This window comes from Polyangiaceae bacterium (assembly GCA_016715885.1).
GTDB lineage: Bacteria > Myxococcota_A > Polyangia > Polyangiales > Polyangiaceae > Polyangium.
Map to the genome: position 1 here is coordinate 199165 of JADJXL010000028.1, position 21915 is coordinate 221079.

9 protein-coding genes are annotated in these 21915 nt (G+C 60.5%); 4 read left to right on the forward strand and 5 right to left on the reverse strand.

Annotated features, from left to right (window positions below):
- Positions 1 to 129: 129 nt before the first annotated feature.
- Positions 130 to 2673 carry a HEAT repeat domain-containing protein gene (locus IPM54_42075; GenBank protein MBK9266362.1) on the reverse strand — a complete coding sequence of 848 codons (2544 nt, stop codon included), beginning with the start codon at positions 2671 to 2673 and terminating at the stop codon, positions 130 to 132.
- A 13-nt stretch (positions 2674 to 2686) separates the two neighbouring features.
- Positions 2687 to 3946: a hypothetical protein gene (locus IPM54_42080; GenBank protein MBK9266363.1), complete on the reverse strand. Its 1260-nt coding sequence runs from the start codon at positions 3944 to 3946 to the stop codon at positions 2687 to 2689.
- 242 nt (positions 3947 to 4188) lie between these two features.
- Here IPM54_42080 and IPM54_42085 point away from each other — a divergent pair, with 242 nt between their 5' ends.
- Positions 4189 to 4908 carry a DUF2064 domain-containing protein gene (locus IPM54_42085; GenBank protein ID MBK9266364.1) on the forward strand — a complete coding sequence of 240 codons (720 nt, stop codon included), beginning with the start codon at positions 4189 to 4191 and terminating at the stop codon, positions 4906 to 4908.
- Positions 4909 to 5106: 198 nt separating this feature from the next.
- Here the strand turns inward: IPM54_42085 and IPM54_42090 are convergent, their stop codons facing one another.
- Entirely contained in the window at positions 5107 to 5907 is an 801-nt protein-coding gene (locus IPM54_42090) for an NTP transferase domain-containing protein (GenBank protein ID MBK9266365.1), read from the reverse strand.
- 625 nt (positions 5908 to 6532) lie between these two features.
- On the opposite strand from IPM54_42090, the gene IPM54_42095 reads away from it, so the two are divergent.
- Complete coding sequence (locus tag IPM54_42095; protein ID MBK9266366.1) at positions 6533 to 7843, forward strand: inositol-3-phosphate synthase; 1311 nt, start codon at positions 6533 to 6535, stop codon at positions 7841 to 7843.
- On the opposite strand, the gene IPM54_42100 is transcribed toward IPM54_42095, so the two are convergent.
- Both IPM54_42100 and IPM54_42105 read right to left on the reverse strand, forming a co-directional pair.
- A complete protein-coding gene (locus IPM54_42100; protein ID MBK9266367.1) occupies positions 7837 to 8133 on the reverse strand; it encodes a TMEM165/GDT1 family protein in 297 nt (98 codons plus the stop codon). The genes IPM54_42095 and IPM54_42100 overlap by 7 nt on opposite strands.
- A gap of 210 nt (positions 8134 to 8343) precedes the next feature.
- Positions 8344 to 9480 (reverse strand): hypothetical protein, encoded by a 1137-nt coding sequence (locus IPM54_42105; protein ID MBK9266368.1) that lies wholly within the window; start codon positions 9478 to 9480, stop codon positions 8344 to 8346.
- Positions 9481 to 9720: 240 nt separating this feature from the next.
- On the opposite strand from IPM54_42105, the gene IPM54_42110 reads away from it, so the two are divergent.
- Positions 9721 to 10524 (forward strand): hypothetical protein, encoded by an 804-nt coding sequence (locus tag IPM54_42110; protein ID MBK9266369.1) that lies wholly within the window; start codon positions 9721 to 9723, stop codon positions 10522 to 10524.
- Between the two features lie 415 nt (positions 10525 to 10939).
- Positions 10940 to 21871, forward strand: a complete 10932-nt coding sequence (locus tag IPM54_42115) for a thioester reductase domain-containing protein (GenBank protein ID MBK9266370.1) — start codon at positions 10940 to 10942, stop codon at positions 21869 to 21871.
- Positions 21872 to 21915 lie beyond the last annotated feature (44 nt).

Below are 21915 nucleotides of genomic sequence, written 5' to 3' on the forward strand. Positions count from 1 at the left end.
AGGCATGCCTATCGCATACCTACTGCAAAACCGGATGAAGCGATGAAACTCCGCGCGCGCGGTGGCGCACGATGGCACATGTTCAGCATTACCACGGAAGGGCGCTCGCTGCGAGCACGCAGTCGGAAATCAGCGCGCCAACTGCGCCGGCACCGCAAGTCGAATGACGCCTTTCGGCGCTGAAAACTCGAAAAGCCCGCCGCGCCGATCCGCCATTCCCATTCGAATGAGCCCGTCACCTCGCACGAGCGCATACGGCGCTCGCGATTGCGGCTCGTCCGCACCCGCAGGCGCCACGAATACGAGGACATCATCGGTCCCCGCCACCCGCTCGGGCGTACGCGTACATTGCAATGCAACCCGCGCACTCCGCTCCTCGCTCGCACAACGAGCAAACACGCGGCGCACGTTTTCCGGAAGTGGGCTCGCAGCCGCATTGACGGTCCACAAATATCCCGCCACCGCCATTCGCACAGCCTCGGATCGATCCCGCAGCAAAAGCCCCTCGACGATTCCCGCATCGCATCGCTGACCCGACAGTCCCAGCGACGTCAATGCGTTGGCTCGCACGTAAGGTCTGCCATCCGACAGCGCTCCGCAAAGCGCCGAACGAACATCCGCGCCCGCGGATTCGCGGGCTGCAATACGACCAAGCGCGCCAGCCGCATTGCCGGCCACCGCGACATCGGGATCCGCCAAAAGTTTGACGATTGGCCCAAGCGCGTCCCGTTTGCCCACGGCGCCGAGCGACCAAACGGCGTTCGCACGAACGGACGGATCGGCATCTCCGAGCATCGACGAAAGCACCGGCGCAGCTTCCGGATGCCCCCCGAACGCTTCGGCGACCTTGCGACGATCATCGATGGTCGAAAGGACAAACTGCCGGAGCACCTTGCTGCTCGCCTCACCTCGCATGCGCCCGAGCCCCTCGAGCAGGCCATCGCGCGCGGAGTCTGGCGTCGACGGCAACACCTTGGCAACGCGATCCACGAGCGCCGCGTCGGTCGACCGTGACAGCGCCCCTGCAAGCGCCAAGGCGAGCGCTCCGCGATCCTGCTCGGCCGCGACAGAAAGCCTTTCGAGCAGCTTCCCTGCAACGGCTCCACCTCCACCGCGCGCAATCGACGACGCCGCCGCGAGACGCACTTCCGGCGCCTCGTCATCGAGCGCGCCGAGCAGCACGGCCTCGGCTTCGGGCGCGAACGTGCCCGACGCACCAAGAGCTTCGAGCACGGCGAGACGCAGGCTTCGCGACTTCGTTCCAGCAAGCGAAACGAGCGTCGTCTGCGCGCGCGGCGAACCGGTTTGTCCAAGCAAACGCACGAGCGAAACCTTTTCATCGCTCGGTGTCGCTGCATCGAGGAGCATCGCGCGCGCCGGATCGACGGCTCGACCATCGGGACGCGCCGGATCGAGCAGCGCGGATGCCGCGCGCACGGCTTCGCGACGAACGGCGGGATCCGTGTCGGAGATGAGCTCCAGCACGGCCGGCAATGCATCGGGAGAACCGAGCGCCGCGAGCGCACGCAAGCCATGTTCGAGCGGCAGCGCGCCCCGTTGCATCGCTCGCACCGTTGGCACGAGGCCCTCCTTGGCGTGAAGCGCGCCCAGCACGAGCGCCGCACCTGCAGCCGTTGCAGGCGTTGGCGCGCCGGACAACGCGGCGACGAGCTGCGGCGTCGCAGGCTTGCCTGCCTGCACGAGCGCGACGCGCACGGGCGATCGCAACGCGCTCGGATCGTCCTTCGACAGCGCGCCGATCAAAGCTCGCACGGCACCTTCGGAACCAATGCGTCCAAGCGCTTCATAGGCCGCTGCACGCACGTCGAGCGAGCCTGCGGACGCCTGAGCCATGCGCACGCCACCTACGGGCAAAGGAGCATCGGCCGCCGATGTTTCGATGAGCGGAACGATGGCCGACGTCGCTTCGTCCGAACGCAATTTTCCAAGCGCCTTGACGGCTTCGATGCGCACGTCTTGCGAACCATCCTGGAGCGCGATCACGAGCGCGCTCGTGGCCCTTGCATCACCAAGCTCGCCGAGCGACCGAGCGACGGCTCGCCTCACTTCGACCGCGGTGTCTTGCACTTTGCCGATGAGCGGCACGACCGCGCGCGCATCGCCGAGCCTTCCCAGCGCACGCGCAACCTCCACGCGCACCTCGAACGCTGCATCGTCGAGATGACCGAGCAGTGGAGACACGGCATCGGACAAACCCGAGCTACCCATGGCCGCAGCCGCTGCGACTCGAACGTGAGGATCCGGGTCGCCGAGCACGCGACCGAGCGCGACGACGGAGCGATCCGTGGGGGAGATGCGAATGACGTCGCATGCTGCACGACGCAAGCGCGCATCGCCTTCGCCGAGCCATCCGATGACGAGGTCACCGGCCTTCGGCATGGAGAACGCGCTCGCCGCAGCAGCCGCGAGCAAGCGCACGTCGATGTCCGCATCGGCAAGCGCGCGCTGGGCAAGGGGCACGCCCAGCTCCGGAGGCAGCTCCGAGATGCGTTTGGCAGCGGCTCTTCGCTCCGACACATCGGAGGACGCGAGGGATCGCGCGATACGTTCGGGAACGTTCGGCCAGACAAACGCGTGACCAATGGTCGACGACAGGGCGATCGCGAGCGTTACGAGGCCACCGGTCAAACGAGTGCGAAGAGTCGAACGCACGGCGAGCACGGTATCAGGAAAGCGGAGGAGGCGCATCGCTGCGCGAGGAACCGTTGCGATCCGCGGGCCGCTTGGAGCGTGGGGATCCGTCTGTCAGAGGCACGTCCGCGCCTGAAGTAGCGGGCTTTGGTTGCACCTTGGCAGGCGGAGGTGCTGCTGCACGAAGGTTGACGAACTTGTTGAGCAGATCGAACCAGAAGGGTGCTCCGAGCGACATTGCAACCGCCGTAAAAAGCCATCCGGCGATGCGACGAGCCCATCCCCAGTACGTGACGGGCAACAGGCGTTGATCACAGGGTTCGTCGTTCGTGGGGCGGCAAAACCACTTTTCGCCTTCGGGCCAACCCATCGGCACGCTGAGCGAATCGAGGCTGTGTTTCAGGGCCACGACGCGTTTGCGCAAGAGCTCGCCCGTCTTGCGATCTTGCTCGAGCTTCGCGGCTTCTTCCGGTGTCAACCGCACGGCTTGTTTACGGTCGGCAACGGCTTCTCCCATGGTTCGAACGTCTTCCGACTCGTGCTTGATGCTGTCGGTGACGATCGTCGCCACGGACTGTCGAAGCACGGCGTCCTTCGAAAGGTTGTCGACCACGACAAACGCATCGACGTTGAGCACGACGGCGATCACCACGGAAACGATGGCAATCATCAGTGTGACGGTTCGTTTGTACCAACCCCCGACGCCTTCCATCGTGCGGTCGAACCAGGTGGCGATACGAAGAACCACGTCGTCGTGCGTTTTCACCTTTTCATCGGCGATGAGCGCCGTGAGCGCCGCGCGCGTCCCGGAATGGATGCCTTTCGCTCGAGCCAGCCGCGTTCGAAGTTGTTCGAGGTCCGGTGTGGCCACTTCGCTTGGCTCGGCGCGGTCATTCGTTCGAGGCCAAAGGTTTCGGAAAAACTGCGCGATGGCGCGCCATGGAATGAGCACGATCGCTTTGAGCATGCCCAAGCGTTCGGGCGCTTTTGCACGATCGTTGTCGTCGTCCCACGCAACGATCACGTCGATGAGAGCTCGCGCGAAAAGGTCGGAAGGGATGTACGCCGGATCGGTGTCGTCGTCTTTGGTGAGGCCATCGATCAGCGGATGGCGATACACTTTTTCCGCCATGACGCGGTCTTTCAGCAGCCGCTCGATGGCTTGACGCAACGTGACCGCGCGCAACGACAGCACCGTGGAAATCGCTTCGGTGATCGCCGATGCGACGATGCTGAGAACGGCGAAGACGAACGTGACGCCGATCGCGACGTCGATGATGTTGGATCCGGGCACGATGCCTCCTCAGAGCCGCCACGCCCTGCCGAGAACGCACGTGCGGCGTTCGGCGCGCAGAGCGTCTCGACATCCCATGACTGGTGCGCAGGCCATCGAGACGATGGTGCAACGATTCCGCCGCTTCGGGGCAGCACAATCGCATCGGGGCGGCCCGAAATTGTCCGTCCCTCGCCCCCCACGTGTCGCCTCGAAGTGCGCTTGCTTGGCCCGGAGGGGAAAACTCGCGATACTATTGGGACGTGGCTGATTCTCGACACCAACCCACCGTCCGCCCGCAACGTCTCGCACTCGGCGTGCTTGCCAAAGCTCCGGTCGCGGGCGCCGTCAAACGTCGTTTGAGCCCACCGCTCACGCCCCCGCGAGCGGTGGAGCTTGCGTCGGCGCTTTTGTCGGATGTCTTGAGTGTGCTCACGCTTTTGCCCATGGGTTATCGCGCGGTCCTGTGCGATTCCGACGAAGCGCGTGATGCACTGAAAGCGAATCTGCCTCCGCGCTGGCAAGTGGCTGCACCGGGCGGCACGTCGCTCGACACGCGAATCGCCAAAGGACTCGATCACTTGTTTGCAACGGGTGTCGAAGCCGCCGGCATCATCACCAGCGATACGCCGCTCGTGTCCCTCGACGAGCTCTACGAAGGACTCATGTGGCTGACGAAGCGGCGTGGTCTGCTCCTCGGCCCAACGACCGCGGGCGGCCTATACATCGTGGCCATGACGCATGCCGAGCCTGGGCTTTTCAGCGGCCTCGATTGGACGTCCCCAGGCGTTGCGAAGCGTCTCGAAGAGCGAGCCAGCGCGTTGAAGATCGAAACGAAGCTGCTTCCCGAGGTGTCCGAGATCGAAACGCCGGACGACTTGAAGCAGTTTGTCAAGGACATGAGCGGCCCGAACAAACCGATCGGCGGACTGCCCGCATGCACGGCGCTACTGAGCGGCAGCGACTTCGCGCGGTTCAAGTAGGGCCTCACCCCCTGCCCCCCTCTCCGCAAACGGAGAGGGGGAATAGGCCTCACCCCCTGGCCCCCTCTCCACACAGTGGAGAGGGGGAACGGCTCTTTCTCCCCCTCTCCGCAAACGGAGAGGGGGTCGGGGGGTGAGGTATGCTCCCCCTCTCCGCCGCGCCGCAGGCGCGTGGGGAGAGGGGGTTGGGGGGTGAGGCTACTCCGCGTCTGCTGCGACGCTCGCAAGCCCCTGAAACGATACGGGTCGCGGACGCGGACGAACCGCTTCGCGATCGAGGCTGTCGCCGAAGAGTCGCAACATCGTCTCGGCTTCCGCGAGAGCCTGCGGAGTGTCGACGTCAATCCAGCGTGCATCGCCCACGTCGCAAGCGAAAAACAGCCCTCGACGCGCGAGCGCTCGCACCCCGTCGGACAAGGAACAATCGCCGTGCGCCGCGTACAGCTCGTCGAGCGAAGCAACGAGCGAAGGGCCAATGCGAAACACGCCCGTGTCGAGCGCGTCGTACGTCGGAAGCTCTTTGCCGATGTCGGTGATGAATCGGGAATCGGTGCGAACCTTCGTCGCATCATCGATGTCGAAGCAGCGACCGATGGCGCGATCGACGCCGAGCGCTGCTGCCTCCTCGGGCAGATCGAACGCATTCAGTCGCCGCACGATGGCAGGCGCGTAGAGGTGATCGGCCATCGTCAGCAGCGTGTTTGGTTCGACAAACTCGCGCGCAGCGAGCAACGACACGCCGTTTTTCCTTTCGAACTGCGTGTTGGTGACGAACGTGATGGTCAAACCAAGCGTGCCGTCGGACTCGAGTGCCGCGCGGATGAGATCCTGCTTGTACCCAGTGACGATCACGACTTCACGGATGCCTTCGTCCGCCAGCGTGCGCAGAATGCGAAGGAGAAGAGGGATGCCCGCAACCGACTTCAACGGTTTCGGGAACACCTCGCCGCTCACGAGGCGCGAGCCGGTTCCTGCTGCGAGCACGATGGCTCGTTTCATCGGTTGTGTTTCAAGCATGAAAGGCCCAAGACCCGATCTGAAGCGCGCCCCTCGTAGCACGCATTCTGCCAGCAAAACAACGCTCTTTGATCCACGTCGAGGTGCGGTGTGACGCCTGTGTCAGTGTCGCAAAAGCGCAACACCCGCTGAGTGTCGACACGGAGACCCAGCGCCACCGCAACCACGGAACATGAGCACGCTGCGTGAGCCGCGATGGAGACTCGTACGGCATTCGAAGCAATCCAGAGGCCAACCGAAGTGCCACCGCGTGTTCGCACCCAGAACGCGCGATCTCCAGCCAACGACGCAAATCACCGTTCGGTGTGGAGCACGTTCGATGACGGCGAACCGCTTGCAGGCAGCCTCATCAAGCACACTGCTCACACCAAGATCACAGCGCCGCTCGCTCGTGCACCGAGGCGCGAAATCATTTGTCGATACCGTTTGCAGTGGCGCACTCGCGATGCACTCGCAGCCTCGCTGCACATGATCGCGAAGGTGTATATACGGGCGCAAGCGCACGCGACACGTCATGCTCGGTGACCATCGCGCAAGATACGCGCGCTCAATTTCTTTCCGAGCGTGGCCCCGATCGATGCGAGGCCGAAAGCATGGAGGATCGTCCGTGAAGCAGCCGCAAGAAGTGAAGAAGCCCGAGGGCAAGCTCGCAGTGCTCTTGCCCGGGCTTGGAGCCGTTTCTACGACCACGATCGCTGGCGTCATGTTGGCACGCCGCGGTCTGGCGCTACCGATCGGCTCGCTAACCCAGCTCGCGACGATCCGACTGGGAAAACGTACCGAAAATCGATCACCGCTCATCCGCGACTTCCTGCCCCTCGCTTCCTTGCCCGAGCTCGAATTCGGCGGATGGGATCTGTTCCCAGACGATGCCTACGAATCGGCGAAACACGCCGAAGTTCTCGAATCACGACACCTCGACCTCGTCCGCGATGAGCTCGCCACGGTCAAACCCATGAAGGCCGTGTTCTACCCCGAATACGTCAAGCGCCTTCACGGTCCACACGTCAAAACGGGCTCGAACAAAGCCGACATGGTCGAACAGGTGCGACACGACATCCGCACCTTCGTCAAAGAAAAAGAATGCTCGCGCGCCGTCGCCGTCTGGTGCGGCTCGACCGAAGTTTACTTCCCGCCGACCGACGTCCACGCATCCATCGAGTCATTCGAAGCAGGCCTCTCGAAGAACGACCCCGCCATCTCGAACTCGCAGATCTACGCCTGGGCTTGCATGAAAGAACGCGTGCCGTTCGCCAACGGCGCACCCAATCTCACGGTCGACTTCCCCGCCGCCTGGGACCTCGCAAAGAAGAACGAAGTGCCCATCGCAGGCAAGGACTTCAAGACCGGACAAACCTTGATGAAGACCATCATCGCCCCCGGTCTCAAGGCCCGCATGCTCGGTTTGTCCGGGTGGTTCTCGACGAACATCCTCGGCAACCGCGATGGCGAAGTGCTCGACGACCCCGATTCTTTCAAGTCAAAAGAAGTCTCGAAGCTGGGCGTGCTCGAGTACATCCTTCAGCCGCACATCTACCAAGATCTCTACAGCAAGCTCTACCACAAGGTCCGCATCGAGTTTTACCCGCCCCGCGGTGACGCCAAGGAAGGCTGGGACAACATCGATCTCTTCGGATGGCTCGGCTATCCGATGCAAATCAAGATCAACTTCCTCTGCCGCGACTCGATCCTCGCCGCCCCCATCGTCCTCGACCTCGCGCTGCTCATGGACCTCGCGTCACGCGCGGGTTTTTCCGGCACGCAGGAATGGCTCAGCTTCTACTTCAAGAGCCCCATGACCGCGCCGAACCTGTACCCCGAGCACGATCTGTTCATCCAGTCGATGAAGCTCAAGAACACGATGCGCTGGATGATGGGCGAAGACCTCATCACGCACCTCGGCAACGAATACTACTGATTCGTAGGGTTCGTTTGAACGAACGTGCTCGCCAAGTAGAACACGCCGAGAAGAATGAACACCGCTCCCGCCGCACGCTTGACCCACATCGCCGGCACGTAACGAGCAACAACACCACCAAGCAGCACCGCGATCGCGCTCGTCGCAACGAGGGCCATCGCCGAACCTGCAAACACGCTCCAGCGAGACGAGCTCGCCCCGGACAAACTCATCGTCGCGATCTGCGTCTTGTCGCCCATTTCCGCGAGAAACACCGCAACGAACGTCGAGGCGAACAGCTTCCAGTCCATGGAGCGAAGGTGTCCGACGCACGCGCGCGTCGCAAGGTTACGTAGTTTGGAACAGGGCCAAATCGGGGGGTATGGGGGGGCCGAGCCTCGCCGTGCTTTGGCGCAAGCCAAAGCACCGGGAGGCGAGCCTCGGCCCCCCCATCGTAAACAAAACTCTCGCGAGCGCGCGTCCCACGCGCGCGAAGCGAGCGTTCGAATCTTGGCCTGGTTTCACCCGCGCGGCGGCGCGTAGAAGTCCACGATCCGGATGGGCTCGGTGAGTCGCACACGAACGCGCGATCGTTCTCCACGCACGTCACCGCCAATCTGAAACGCCGTGGGTGGATCCATCTCGATGGAGACGTCATCGACGAAGAAGTCGAACGTGTCCTCGAAGTCCTCGTATTCGCCGCGCCAGATGGCTTGGAAGTGCCGGACGAACCGGGGCGGAGAAATGTTGCTGATGCGAAGCTGCATGCGATCGGGCCGATCCTCGGCGTACGGAAACATGCGAAAACCAAAGCCGTAGTAGGGGATTGTCGCGACGCACGCGAGCTTGGCGGGGCCTTCGTAGATCACGCTGCCCTTGCGGATGGGAGCGCCGAGGATGCCGCCTTTGGCACCTACGCGGATGGCGTCGCTGCCTTCGTTGATGACGCGGCAATGTGGCGTGGGCCGTACGAAGTAGCTTGGGATGGTCTTGAACGACGCCGCGATGGCGTAAGACGCGATGCCGGGGGCAAACCTTCGCAAAGGCCCTCGAGCAAGCGCATTCTTCACGGTGTTGTAGTCGCGAAGCACGACGGCATCGATGCCGTAGCCGCAAAATGGCGACAGCGTTTGTTCTGCTTCGACAAACCTCATCCACCGGCTGCCTGCTTCGGCTCGCATGCGCCCAAGGTCCACGGCCAAACCACGTGATCGCTCGGGACCCGATGCAGTCGCACCGAGCACCCATGCAAGAGAGTTGCCCGTTCCAAGTCGCAAAAGTCCAAAGCGCGGCAATGGTGCCCCACGACGACGAGCTTCTTGCACGACCGCCGTGACGACGACGGTGAACGTCCCATCGCCTCCGCCCGTCAGGATCGTTCCGTAACCGCGCTCGACGAGCGTGCGCGCGATGCCTTCGCTCTCTTCGACGCGACGCGAGACGAACAAGTCGCCGTTGTCGAGGATTTGATCGAGCGTTTCGATGACCTCCGCAGTGACGCTCTTCGCGTTGCCGTTGACGACGACGGCGATACGCGACGACAGTCCCGAGTTTGCCGGTGAGGGTGGGTTTGCCGCATGCTCGGTTTTCCCTTGTAGAGGTGCCGTCGCGTTCGTCGCGGCACGCAAGTCACCCGATGTGTCTGGATGGGAGGCCATGAAGGCGGGTGTAGCACGGATGCCACCTCACCATCCCTTCGGATTCAGCCCGAAAATTGAGCTGCGAAAGCCAAAAATGGATTCACATCCGAAAGTTTGTGGACGGACGGTCCGAAATTTTGGTAAGGCGACGAGCGGAAAGCTCGAGACACGTGCGTCGCACGTCGCTCGCGCGGTTCGTTTGCGGCATGTAAACCGGGAACGAGCCCGAATTTTATCGCAGAAGCGGGACGCAGCAACATGGCGAAAGCGACAAAAGAGAAAAGCCCCGAGAAGCGCCTGAAGAAAAAGAAGAAGAAGATCTCCAGCGCCTCCCGCCAAAGCGATGGCCCCGAGACCAAGGCGACGAGCAAGGCATCGAGCAAGACGGCCAAGGCCAAGGCGGCCAAGCCAACCAAGCCAACCAAGGCGGCCAAGCCAACCAAGGCGGCCAAACCAACCAAGGCGGCTTCGAGCTCCAAGCCCAAAGGCAAGGCGAAGGCCAAGGGCAAGGAAGACGATTCCAAAGGCTCGAAGCGCAAGCTTGGTCTTCGTGGTGCAGCACCTTGGGCGGCACGGCATGCGGCAAAACACGCAGCCGAGGCGCGAGCTCGGGCGGCAGAACCGGCGCCTCCGGGCAGCGCGCGGGCGACGATTCGCGTTCCTCAAGGCGCCGAAGAGATCAAGGCGAAGATCGGCGAGCTTCACAACCAGACGACGAAGATCCGCACGCTTCGCAAGCGCATGGAAAAGGGTTTCTTCGAGATCGGGCAGGTTCTCGCCGAGATTCAGGAGCAAGAGCTGTATCAGGCGAAGGGTTACGGGTCTTTCGAAGCGTTCCTCGAGCGCGAAACGGATCTGGGCAAGCAGACGTCCCTGAAGCTCGTGAAGCTATCGAAGGTGTTTCAGCGGGAAGCGGCGCTCGATTACGGCATGGACCGCTGTTTTGCGGGCCTCGCAGCGCTCGAAGGCGAAGCGGCTCCGAAAGCCGCAGCCCCTTCGTCACCTGGCCCGACGACCCTGCCCCTGCCGCTGAAGCCGCCCATGCGTATGGTCAGCGGCTGATCTCACCGTACTCCCCCCTGCGGAGCATTTTCCCCTACAGCAAAACCTCTCCCGGTCGCCGCGCAATTCTGCTGCAGTCGACGGCAGTGCGCCGTACTGTCCAAGATCCGCGTTTGTCCCACGTACGTTCACACTAAATTCTTGCGTACAACTTCGTAGATTGTCTAGCATCGCAGCCATGCTTGCGATGCTTGACTACGTCTTGGACAAACCAATGGGTCCGTGCACTATCGTAGCACGCTGCGATGCAATGATGCTTCACGTTCGTGGGGCCGAGCATTGCGCAACGTGTTGGTCGGATTGAGCGCACAAACCGGGGTCGGTCACGCGCGCATTCGATGTCCACGGCCAGCAGTATGTCGCTCGCCAATGCGAATATCTGCCATTGCGCGCGGTGCATGCGGTCGATGAACGTATGGAATCTTTACGAAAAGAATTGCACATGGATGGCTTGGTGAATCTTCGAGTGTGGTTGTCGAAAACGATTGCGGAAATGCGCGAAATGGCTCCGCATGAAATAGATCCGCACGAACGATTTCATCGATATGGGCTCGATTCTCTGGGCGCCACGAAGTTGGCAGCCGCGTTGTCGCAGAAGCTTGGACGCCCTTTATCTCCCACTATCTTTTGGGAATATCCCACCATCGAAGCGCTCGCACGACACTTATCCAAAAGCTCATCGGGCGAGGCATCCGAAGTCGAACTGCAAGCAAAGCAAGCCCGGGGCGAGCGTAACGAACCCATTGCCATCGTCGGGATGGCTTGCCGTTTTCCTGGAGCACCGAATACTGCTTCATTTTGGCAAATGCTTGCGAGTGGCATCGATGCAGTGAGCAATGTGCCGGAAGAACGCTGGAAGGCGCACTTCGACATTTCCGACGACGATCAACGAAAGATTCGCCGCGGGGCGTGGTTGAAACGAATTGACGAATTCGATTCCTTTTTCTTCGAGATCTCGCCGCGCGAAGCAAGGGCGATGGATCCGCAGCAGCGTTTGGCGCTCGAATTGTGCTGGGAGGCGCTCGAGGATGCAGGCATCCGCCCCGATGCGATCAAAGAAAGCAAAACGGGCGTTTTTGCCGCAGCAATATGGTCCGACTATGCCCAGTTGCAATTGCAGGCGGGTGCAGCCGGGATGGATCAGCATGGTGTCACCGGCAGCCACCGGAGCATCATAGCGAATCGCGTTTCTTATTTCTTCGGGCTGCAAGGCCCGAGTTTTACGGTGGATGCGGCCTGCTCGTCGGGCCTCGTCGCCGTGCATCTTGCTTGTGAGAGTCTGCGCAAGGGGGAATGCAACTTGGCGTTTGCACCGGCGGTGAATCTCAATGTTTTGCCGGAAAGCGCGCTCGGTGTGGCACGCCTCGGCGCGCTCTCGCCACAAGCTCGATGCCGCATGTTCGACGCGCGCGCCGATGGCTACGTTCGTGGGGAAGGAGGAGGTGTCGTCGTCCTCAAAAAGCTCTCGGATGCCATTCTCGACGGTGACCGGATTCATGCGATCATCCGCGGCAGCGCCGTGAACAACGACGGCCCGAGCAATGGTTTGACTGCGCCAAACCCCAAAGCCCAGGAAGCATTGCTGCGCGAAGCCTACGAGCGTGCCGGAATTCATCCGCATGAAGTGCAATACGTGGAAGCCCACGGAACGGGAACGCCGCTCGGCGATCCGATGGAAGCCAAAGCGCTGGGAGCGGTCTTCGGAGCGGCGCGTCCTGCCAGCCGTCCGCTGCTCGTGGGTTCAGCCAAGACAAACATTGGGCACTTGGAAGGTGCTGCCGGAACGGTTGGGCTCATCAAGGTGATTCTTTCGCTGAAGCATCGGCAAATCGCGCCCAATCTGCATTTCGAGACAGCGAATGCCCACATTCCGCTTGACGCGCTGCGGCTCGATGTGCCTACGTCGCTCAGGGAATTCCCCTTGCCTGATCGACGTCTCGTAGCGGGAGTCAGTTCCTTCGGGCTGGGTGGCACCAATGCACATGTCGTACTGGAAGAATGGCCCGATCCATTACCAAGCTCGAGTTCGATTGACGGAACGCCCCACATGACACTCCATGCGCATTCTCATGGGGCCGAGCATTCGCCAGGTGTCGTTTTCGTATTTCCCGGCCAGGGAGCGCAATGGCAAGGAATGGCGCAAAATCTGCTGCAATCCGAACCATTGTTTCGCACCATCGTCGAACGATGCGACGAGCACGTGAATCGATTGATGGGATTTTCCTTGCTCGACGAGCTCGTGGCCAGTCCACAGCGTTCACGAATGCACCGGATCGACGTCAGCCTTCCTGCAATCATCACCCTCGACATTGCAATGGCATCGCTTTGGCAATCTCTTGGGGTGCGCTGCACAGCCGTCGTGGGACATAGTACAGGTGAAATCGCCGCAGCATACGTATCCGGAGCGCTCGACCTTGCGGACACGATGCGCGTCATCTGCGCATATGGGAAGACGATTGCGCGTTTGGCAGGCCGCGGGCGCATGTTGCTCGTCGAGTTGCCCTGGGAACGAGCCCCGGAGGCCATTGCCGGATTCGAAGGGCGTGTGTTTCCTGCGATATGGGACAGCGCGGTCACCACGGTGCTTGCGGGCGAACCCGACGCGCTCGATGAATTGCGCGAACATCTACAACGAAAGAACGTCACGACCCGACACGTGAGCATCGACGTGGCACCCCATTGCCCGCTCGTTGACGTTCTTCGTGGCGATCTCGAAATGGAGCTACGTGACATTCGACCCCGCAATTCGAGAATTCCATTAATATCGGAAGTAACCGGTGAAGAGGTACCTGGTACGTCGCTCGATGCCGCACACTGGGTTCGCAACTTCGCCGATCCGGCACGATTCTCGCTCGCCGTCGATACGCTGATTGCGCGGGGGCATCGAACGTTCCTGGACGTCGGTCCGCATCCGATCACTCGAAGCTCGATTGAGGCCAACTTACGCCGATCGAATGTACACGGCAACGTTTTGGCGTCCATGGTGCGAGGCGAAAACAATCGACGAACGATGCTCGATTCCCTCGCTCAATTGAATACGATCGGCGTGCAACGGCGCTCCGCGGCAGACCGACCGGCGCTGGTGCCGCTATCGGCAAAAACACCAGCGTCCTTGATGGCGCTCGCAAGCGCATATGCGGACCATTTCGATAGGTCGAGCTGCGCACTGCACGATACGTTGTTCACCATGAGCGCACGACGAAGCCATTTCGAGCATCGATTGGCGTTCGTCGGTCGCAACAAGGACGAAATGGTGAGCGCTCTACGTGCATACTCGAGCGGAAAACCAATGCCCAACTTGGCTACAGGGCGCACGTCGAACCAGCCCATGCAGGTGGTTTTCGTATTCCCGGGCCAAGGTTCGCAATGGATTGGAATGGGGCGAAGCCTTTTGACTGAAGAGCCTACATTCCGCGAAGCAATCGAAGCATGTGACGCCGCAATCCAGAAAGAATCCGGCATTTCCGTCGTGACTGAGCTGCAAGCCGACGAATCCACGTCTCGTCTCGCAGAAATCGACGTCGTTCAACCCGTCCTGTTTGCGATTTCAGTTGCGCTTGCGGCGCTATGGCGTTCGTGGGGGGTGGAGCCTGCCGCCGTCGTGGGTCACAGCATGGGTGAAGTAGCAGCCGCTCACGTTGCTGGAGCACTTTCACTCGACGACGCGACGGCGATCATTTGCCGCCGCAGCCGCCTGCTGCGCCGAGTGAGCGGACTCGGCGCAATGGCGCTCGTGGAGCTTACGATGGCCGACGCCGAACGTGCGCTTGCCGAATACGGCGCTCGATTGAGCGTCGCAGTGAGTAATGGTCCGCGGGCCACGGTCATTGCCGGAGATCCCAATGCGCTCGACCAAGTGCTCGCCGCGCTCGAAAAACAAGGCGTCTATTGCCGCCGGGTGAAGGTTGACGTCGCATCCCATAGCCCGCAGATGGACCCACTGCAGAACGATTTGGTCGAAGCGCTACAAACGGTGGCTCCTCGGCGAATCGAAATCCCAATGATATCAACGGTAACGGACCACGCGTTGCACGGACCGGAGCTCGTCGCATCGTATTGGTCGGACAACCTGCGGCGCCCCGTGTTGTTTTCGCACGTCATCCAAAAGCTCATCTCCGATGGATACACGACGTTCCTCGAAATGAGCCCACATCCCATTTTGATGCCCTCCGTGGAAGAGAATCTCCGCGACAAACAGACGGAAGGCTCGACGCTCGCATCGCTCCGTCGCGGGCTCGACGAACGCGTGTGCATGCTCGAATCCTTGGGGCGGCTCTACGTCGCAGGCTATCCAGTGAACTTCGAACGGCTGTACCCCAATGGTGGGCGCGTCGTAGATCTCACCTCGTATCCATGGCAACGTGAACGTCATTGGCTCGACCTCGCGCCGTCGCCCAAGCGACAATCTTCACAAAAGGTCGCATCGAAAGAGCACGCGCACCCGATCCTGGGTGCGGCCATCACGCTGGCGTCACGACCGCACGAATACGTGTGGGAACGAGAGATCAGCACCGAAGCATTGCCGTATCTGGCCGACCATCGTGTCGATGATGCGGTCATCTTTCCAGGAGCGGGCTTCATCGAGGCAGCGGTGGCTGCAACTGCTCACATTTCGAGTGGCGAAGCGATCCTGCTGGAGCACGTCGCATTTGAAAACCCGCTTCCATTGAATGAAACCGACGCACGGCACCTCCAGCTTTTTTGGAGCGAACAGGGCGTCGATGCCGGCTCGTTCATCATATCGAGCCGCGTCGGTAACTCGAAACGATGGACGAAACACGCGTCCGGCAAAACGCGCATGCAAAAGCAGATGTCATTGAATAATGAATCGCCGGCGTCACTTCGGCAGCGCATGAGCGCGTCCATCTCGGCGGCCGAGCATTACCGACGGCTGCGTGACATGAACCTCGATTATGGGCCGGCATTTCAAGGCGTTGCCGAAGTGTGGTTTGGCGACGACGAAGTGCTCGGTCGCTTGCGTCTGCCCGACGATTTGCATGCCGACGATTATCGAGCTCATCCGGCATGGCTCGACGCGGCCTTACAGATATCCGTGCATCTGTTGCCTCCGCAGAGCGCAAAGAAAACCTATGTTCCCGTGGGATTCGACCGGTTGGCATTACACCGCACGCCCACGGCCGAGGCATGGGTGCTGGCAAGGCCGAGCTCGAATTCAATGCACGGCGAAGGCGAACATGGGTTCAACCTTTCGGTGATGGACCAACGCGGATCCGTCCTCATGGAGATTGCCGACCTGCGCCTGCGTTGCCTCGATACCCCGGCAACGCAATCCCACGATGCTCTGGCCAATTGCGTGTATGACGTTGCCTTTCGTCCATTGGAGGGTTTGCCGGAAGTACGTTTACGCCCCGCCGGAGTGTGGCTCATCTTCTCGGATCGCACTGGCATTGGCGTAGCGCTCGCAACGGAGCTTCTTCGCCGCGACCAGCGGTGCATCATCGTTCGTCCGGGCACATCCTTTACAAGGATCGACCATGACGTTTACGAAATGAATATCGTCCATGCTGACGATTACAAAACTCTTCTCCAAGACATTTTCGGCAGCGATGACGCGTGTCACGGCTGCGTGCACCTCTATAGCCTCGACGCAGAAAGTAGTGACGATACGACGCTCCAAAGCCTCCATGCTGATCTCGCGCGCGGCGCTGTGAGTGCCACTCTCCTCGCCAATGCCATCGTTCGGTATGGTTTTCGTGACAATCCGCGCTTGTCGCTCATCACGCGTGGCGCTCGTGCGGTACAACCGACCGATCCCGTTTCGGTTGCACAATCACCGATTTTGGGGCTAGGTAAAACCCTTGCGCTCGAGCTTCCCGAGCTAGAATGCAAGCGCATCGATTTGAGCCCATTGCCCTCCGACACCGAAATCGCGCGGCTTCTCCGGGAGATTTGCGCGAGCGATCGTGAGGATCAGATTGCGCTACGAAATGGTGGACGCTTCGCCGCGCGCATGGTCGAAGCGGAGTTTGGCAAAGCGAACGATTCTCGCGCACCATCGCTCGTCCCATCGCGCAATCAGCCCTTCACCTTACAGATCCGAACGCCCGGTCAACTGCGTAACCTTGCGCTTTACAAAATGCAGCGCCCGGTGCCTGGTCCGCGAGAAGTCGTGATCGAGGTCGAGCAAAGTGGGTTGAATTTCCGCGACGTATTATCGGCAGTCGGTGGACTCCCGCCGGGCATCGAGGATTCAACCGGCGCGGGTCCACATCTCGGAAATGAATGTGCCGGCCGGGTCGTCGCAACCGGCACCGATGTATCCGAATTCGAGCCTAATGACGCAGTCATTGCCATTGGATCGCATACCTTCGGCACCTTCGCCGTTGCTCGGTGCGAGCTCGTCAAGCGCAAACCTGAAAAGCTCACGTGGGACCAAGCGTCCACGATACCGATCGTGTTCTTGACTGCCCATTACGCGCTCGATCATATCGCCAGATTGCAGCCCGGGGAACGAATACTCATTCATGCGGGCGCGGGCGGAGTTGGTCTCGCTGCCATTCAATGGGCTCAGCATGTCGGCGCCAAAGTTTTCGCCACCGCAGGTAGTGACGAGAAACGCGCATACCTGCGTTCGCTGGGCGTATCACACGTATTCGATTCGCGGTCACTCGACTTTGTAGACGGCGTGAAACGGGCCACCGGCGGGAATGGCGTCGATGTCGTGCTCAATTCGCTGGCCGGCGAATTCATCGAAGCGAGCTTGGGGCTCTTGAGAGAGTACGGTCGGTTCGTCGAAATTGGCAAGCGCGATATCTACGAAAATGCGCAGCTCGGTTTGCGGCCATTTGCACGAAACCTATCGTATTCGCACTTGAATTTGCTTCCAATGCTCACCGAACGAGCAGAAATGCTGGGAAGGCGATTGGCAGAATTGTTGCGACTGTTCGAGGCCGATACGCTCACCCCGCTGCCCGTGCGAGTATTCCCCATTTCGCAAGCCGAGGAGGCCTTCCAGTTCATGGCCCAAGCCAAACACATTGGCAAGATCGCGTTGGCGATGAGGGACAGCAGCGCTCGTATCGTCGCAGACCATTCCGAAAAATCGTCACCGATTCGCAAGGACCGGACCTACCTGATTACGGGTGGACTTGGCGGTCTTGGCCTTTCGGTGGCGCGCCAACTCGTCGACGAGGGGGCGCGGAGCATCGTCTTGATGAATCGCCGCGCGCCGTCCGAGGAAGCTCGGAAAGCAATCAGCGGCATGGAGAAAAGCTCGGCTATCGTGCGCTGCATGTGCGGCGATGTGTCGCTTCCGGGCGATGTCGACCGGGTCTTCCGCCTGATTGAGCACGAAATGGCGCCTCTCGCGGGCGTGATACACGCCGCCGCTGTCCTCGATGATCACACGTCCGCCGATTTGTCCGAAGGCAACTTTCAGCGCGTGTTCGCACCCAAGGCGATCGGCGCATGGAACCTGCACACGCGGACACAAAGCCAAAACCTCGACTTCTTCGTTCTGTATTCGTCCGTCGCATCATTGATGGGATCTCCAGGGCAAGGCAACTATTGCGCAGCCAATGCCTTTCTCGATGCGTTGGCGCAAGAACGCGCGCGCCGCGGCCTGGTCGCAATGAGCATTCAGTGGGGAGCCTTTTCGGACGTGGGACTGGCAGCGGCCCAGCGCAACCGCGGGCAACGGCTTGCTTCGCGAGGTACGGGAAGCATGTCGCCCGTCGAGGGTTTTCAGGTGTTGCGACGACTCCTGGGCAATCCCAAAATCAATGTGGGAATCGTGCGTTTGAATCCACGTCAATGGGTGGAATTTTACCCGTCCGCGGCGGGGCTGCCCTATTTTTCGGAAATCCTGCGAAGCGCCGCCCACCACGACGCCAATGGGACTCGTCACCAGCTCCTGGATCAGTTGCAAACTGTGACGTCGAGCGATCGCCTGGCATTGCTCGAGCAGCACATCGTCGAGCAAACTGCAGCGATTTTGCGATGCGATGCATCACGAATCGATCGAAATGCGCCATTTCAAACGCTCGGCATCGACTCGCTCATGAGCCTCGAATTGCGCAATCGGTTGGAAAAAAGTTTGGGCATACGTCTCTCGGCCACGATCCTGTTCACGCACACGACCATTGCCGCACTCGGAGCTCATCTCCTTCCACGCGTCGTCCCCGATGCGGAAACGTTCGTCCCGAGCAAGACGGCTTCCGATGTGACAGTCGACAATCAGCACGACACGCGCAACCACGCGAGCTCGAGGGGCATTGCGGTCATCGGCATGGCATGCCGATTCCCTGCCGGAAGCAATGATCCCCATGCATTTTGGCGCGCGCTGCACGACGGCGCGAATGGTATCGTGCGTATTCCCGCACAAAGATGGCCCGCGGATGCAATTTCAGGCGGTCAATCCGCTACCCGATGGGCAGGCTTGCTCGACGCCGTCGACGAATTCGATTCCGCATTTTTTGGCATATCTCCGCGCGAAGCAGCTCAGCTCGACCCCCAGCAACGATTCCTCCTCGAAGTCACGTACGAAGCATTGGAACGAGGTGGCCAAACCACCGATCGTCTCGCCAATACCCGCACCGGCATTTTCGTGGGAATGTGCAGCAGTGACTACATGCATCTCCTACGCAAGGCGGATCATATCGACGCGTATACGGCGACCGGAAACATGTTCAATACGGCCGCTGGGCGCATCTCGTACACGTTCGGCTTCAACGGTCCATGCATGACGGTCGACACTGCTTGCTCCTCGTCGCTCGCCGCGGTGCACATGGCGCTGCAGAGCTTGCGCAATGGGGAATGTGACGTTGCCATTGCGGGCGGTGTCAACCTCTTGCTCGATCCCGTCACGATGCGTATCGCCGCGGAGACACAAGCACTTTCACCCGACGGCCGTTGCAGGACCTTCGACGCCGCAGCGAATGGTTTCGTACGAGGCGAAGGCTGCGGTATTCTATTGTTGAAGCGCTTGGCAGACGCCGAACGCGACGGAGATTCCATCCTCGCCGTCATTCGCGGCTCCGTCATGAATCAAGACGGTCGCTCCACGGGCCTTACGGCTCCCAATGTGCTGTCGCAGCAAGCAATGCTACGCCAAGTACTCGAAGACACGGGTGTGTCTCCCAATGAGATCGGGTATGTCGAAACGCATGGAACTGGCACTTCGCTCGGTGATCCCATTGAATTCGAGGCTCTGCGCGAAGTGCTCGGCAAGCCACGCCCCGATGGCTCACCATGCGTCCTCGGCGCCGTAAAAACGAACATTGGACACTTGGAAGCCGCAGCCGGTGTAGCAGGGCTCATCAAAGCAATCCTGAGCCTCGAGCATGAAGCCATTCCACCAAATCTGCACTTCAAGACGCTCAATCCACGAATCGACCTCGAAGGCACGCCGTTCGTCATTCCAACCCGCGCAATACCGTGGGTGCGACAACCGGGCAAATTGCGGCGGGCCGGCGTGAGCTCGTTCGGCATCAGCGGAACGAACGTGCACGTGCTGCTGGAAGAGCCGCCAATGCGCGCGCCTGTGCACGCAAGCTCATCGGACTTGCACGGCTACCTGCTGCCCCTCTCGGCGAAAACCCCCGCCGCGCTGATTGCGCTCGCACACGCCTATGCACAATTCCTTGCAACTTCCAATGCGTCGCTCGACGATATCGTCTACACCGCGAGCGTACGCCGAAATCACTTCGAGCATCGGGCTGCAATTCTCGGTTCGTCCAAGGAAACACTCGCCCAACTGCTTCGAACATTCGCGCAAGCGACGGAATCGGCGGAGCGAGTGCTTGGCGCCGGTCATGGTGACCTCGTGCAAAAAGCCCACGATTATGTGTCCGGACGCCAGGTCGACTGGAATCACCTGTATCCCTCGGGCTCATGCGTCTCGATCCTGCCCACCTATCAATGGCAACGACAGCGCCATTGGTTCGAGTCGCCCACGACCCACGCCGCAGCGCAAGTGCATCCAGCTTCCACGGATAACAACACGCTCGAAGAGATCGTGTTGACCGAAGTCGCTCGCATATTGCGCCTGAATCCGCTGGAAATCGACAAAACCGCACCGTTTGGCTCAATGGGCATGGATTCCCTCATGAGCCTCGAACTGCGTAACCGTCTCGAAGCCATTCTGGAACATAGGCTTTCGGCCGCCATGATGCTCGCTCACCCATCGGTCTCACAGTTGACCGAACATTTGAGCGCAACGTTGAACCAACCCATCGCTGAGCATTCGCGTCCCGCAGCGACAATCAGAGAAAGGCGCTCACCGGGCGAGCGCATGGTGCAAACGCCAGCGCTGCTCACCGGCGCCACCGGCTTTCTCGGCGTGCACTTACTTCGTACCCTGATTCTTGCCGGTGCGCCCAAAGTATATTGCTTGGTGCGCGCCGACACCGAGGAAATGGCAATGCGCAGACTACGCGCAGCAATGCGTCATTACTGCGGCGATACGGAAATCGATTGGAGTCACGTCGTACCTCTTCTCGGAGACATGGCCAAACAACGGCTCGGGCTCGACGAACCGCATTTTCATGCAATCGGCGAAGAAGTGGGAATCGTTTACAACAATGGGGCCATGCTGGATTTCGTCATGTCGTACGACCAGCTCGCGCCGACGAACGTGCACGGGACCGCACAAGCCATCAAGTTGGCTTTGCAATCGCGTCGTGCTCGATTTTGCCATATCTCAACCGTTGGTGTGTTACCCCAGCAACACCCTCGAATCAACGGCCGCTTGGCAGAAGTCGCAGCACCGACCGATGGTCCCGAGCTCATCTCTTGCGGTTACACCCAAACGAAACGCGCCGCGGAAAATATCGTGCTCGCGGCAATGAACGAGGGGCTTCATGCAATCGTGCATCGCCCAGCCGTCATTTCGGGAAGTACCGCGACGGGAACTTGGAACCTCGACGATGCCATGTGTAGAATCTTGAAAGGCTGTATCCAGGCCGAGTGCGTACCGGATATCGATTGGCGTGCCAACCTCGTACCTGTGGATTTCGTCGCAGATGCAATCGTACACATCTCGACACGCACCGAACACCCAAACCACATCTTCCACCTTGCGAACATCGAATCGACGCATTTTTCGCAAATCGTCGACCACATGCGGCACCGCGGTTACAAACTCACCACGACCTCTCATGACGAGTGGTTGGCACGAATTGAAAGACAGGGCCGAGAAAACGCCCTCGAACCGCTCATCCCGTGGATCCGTCGAGCAAAACCATTCCTCAACGTCGAATATGACTGCACGTCACTCACGGCAGCGTTGAAAATGTCCTCGCTACACTGCCCAATCGTCGACAGCCGCTTGCTCGACTGGTACTTCGACAATTTCATCCGTGCAGGGTTCGTGCCTCCACCTCGCTAAGCCGATTTCGACGGCGCGAACAATTTTCGACGCTCACCCACCAT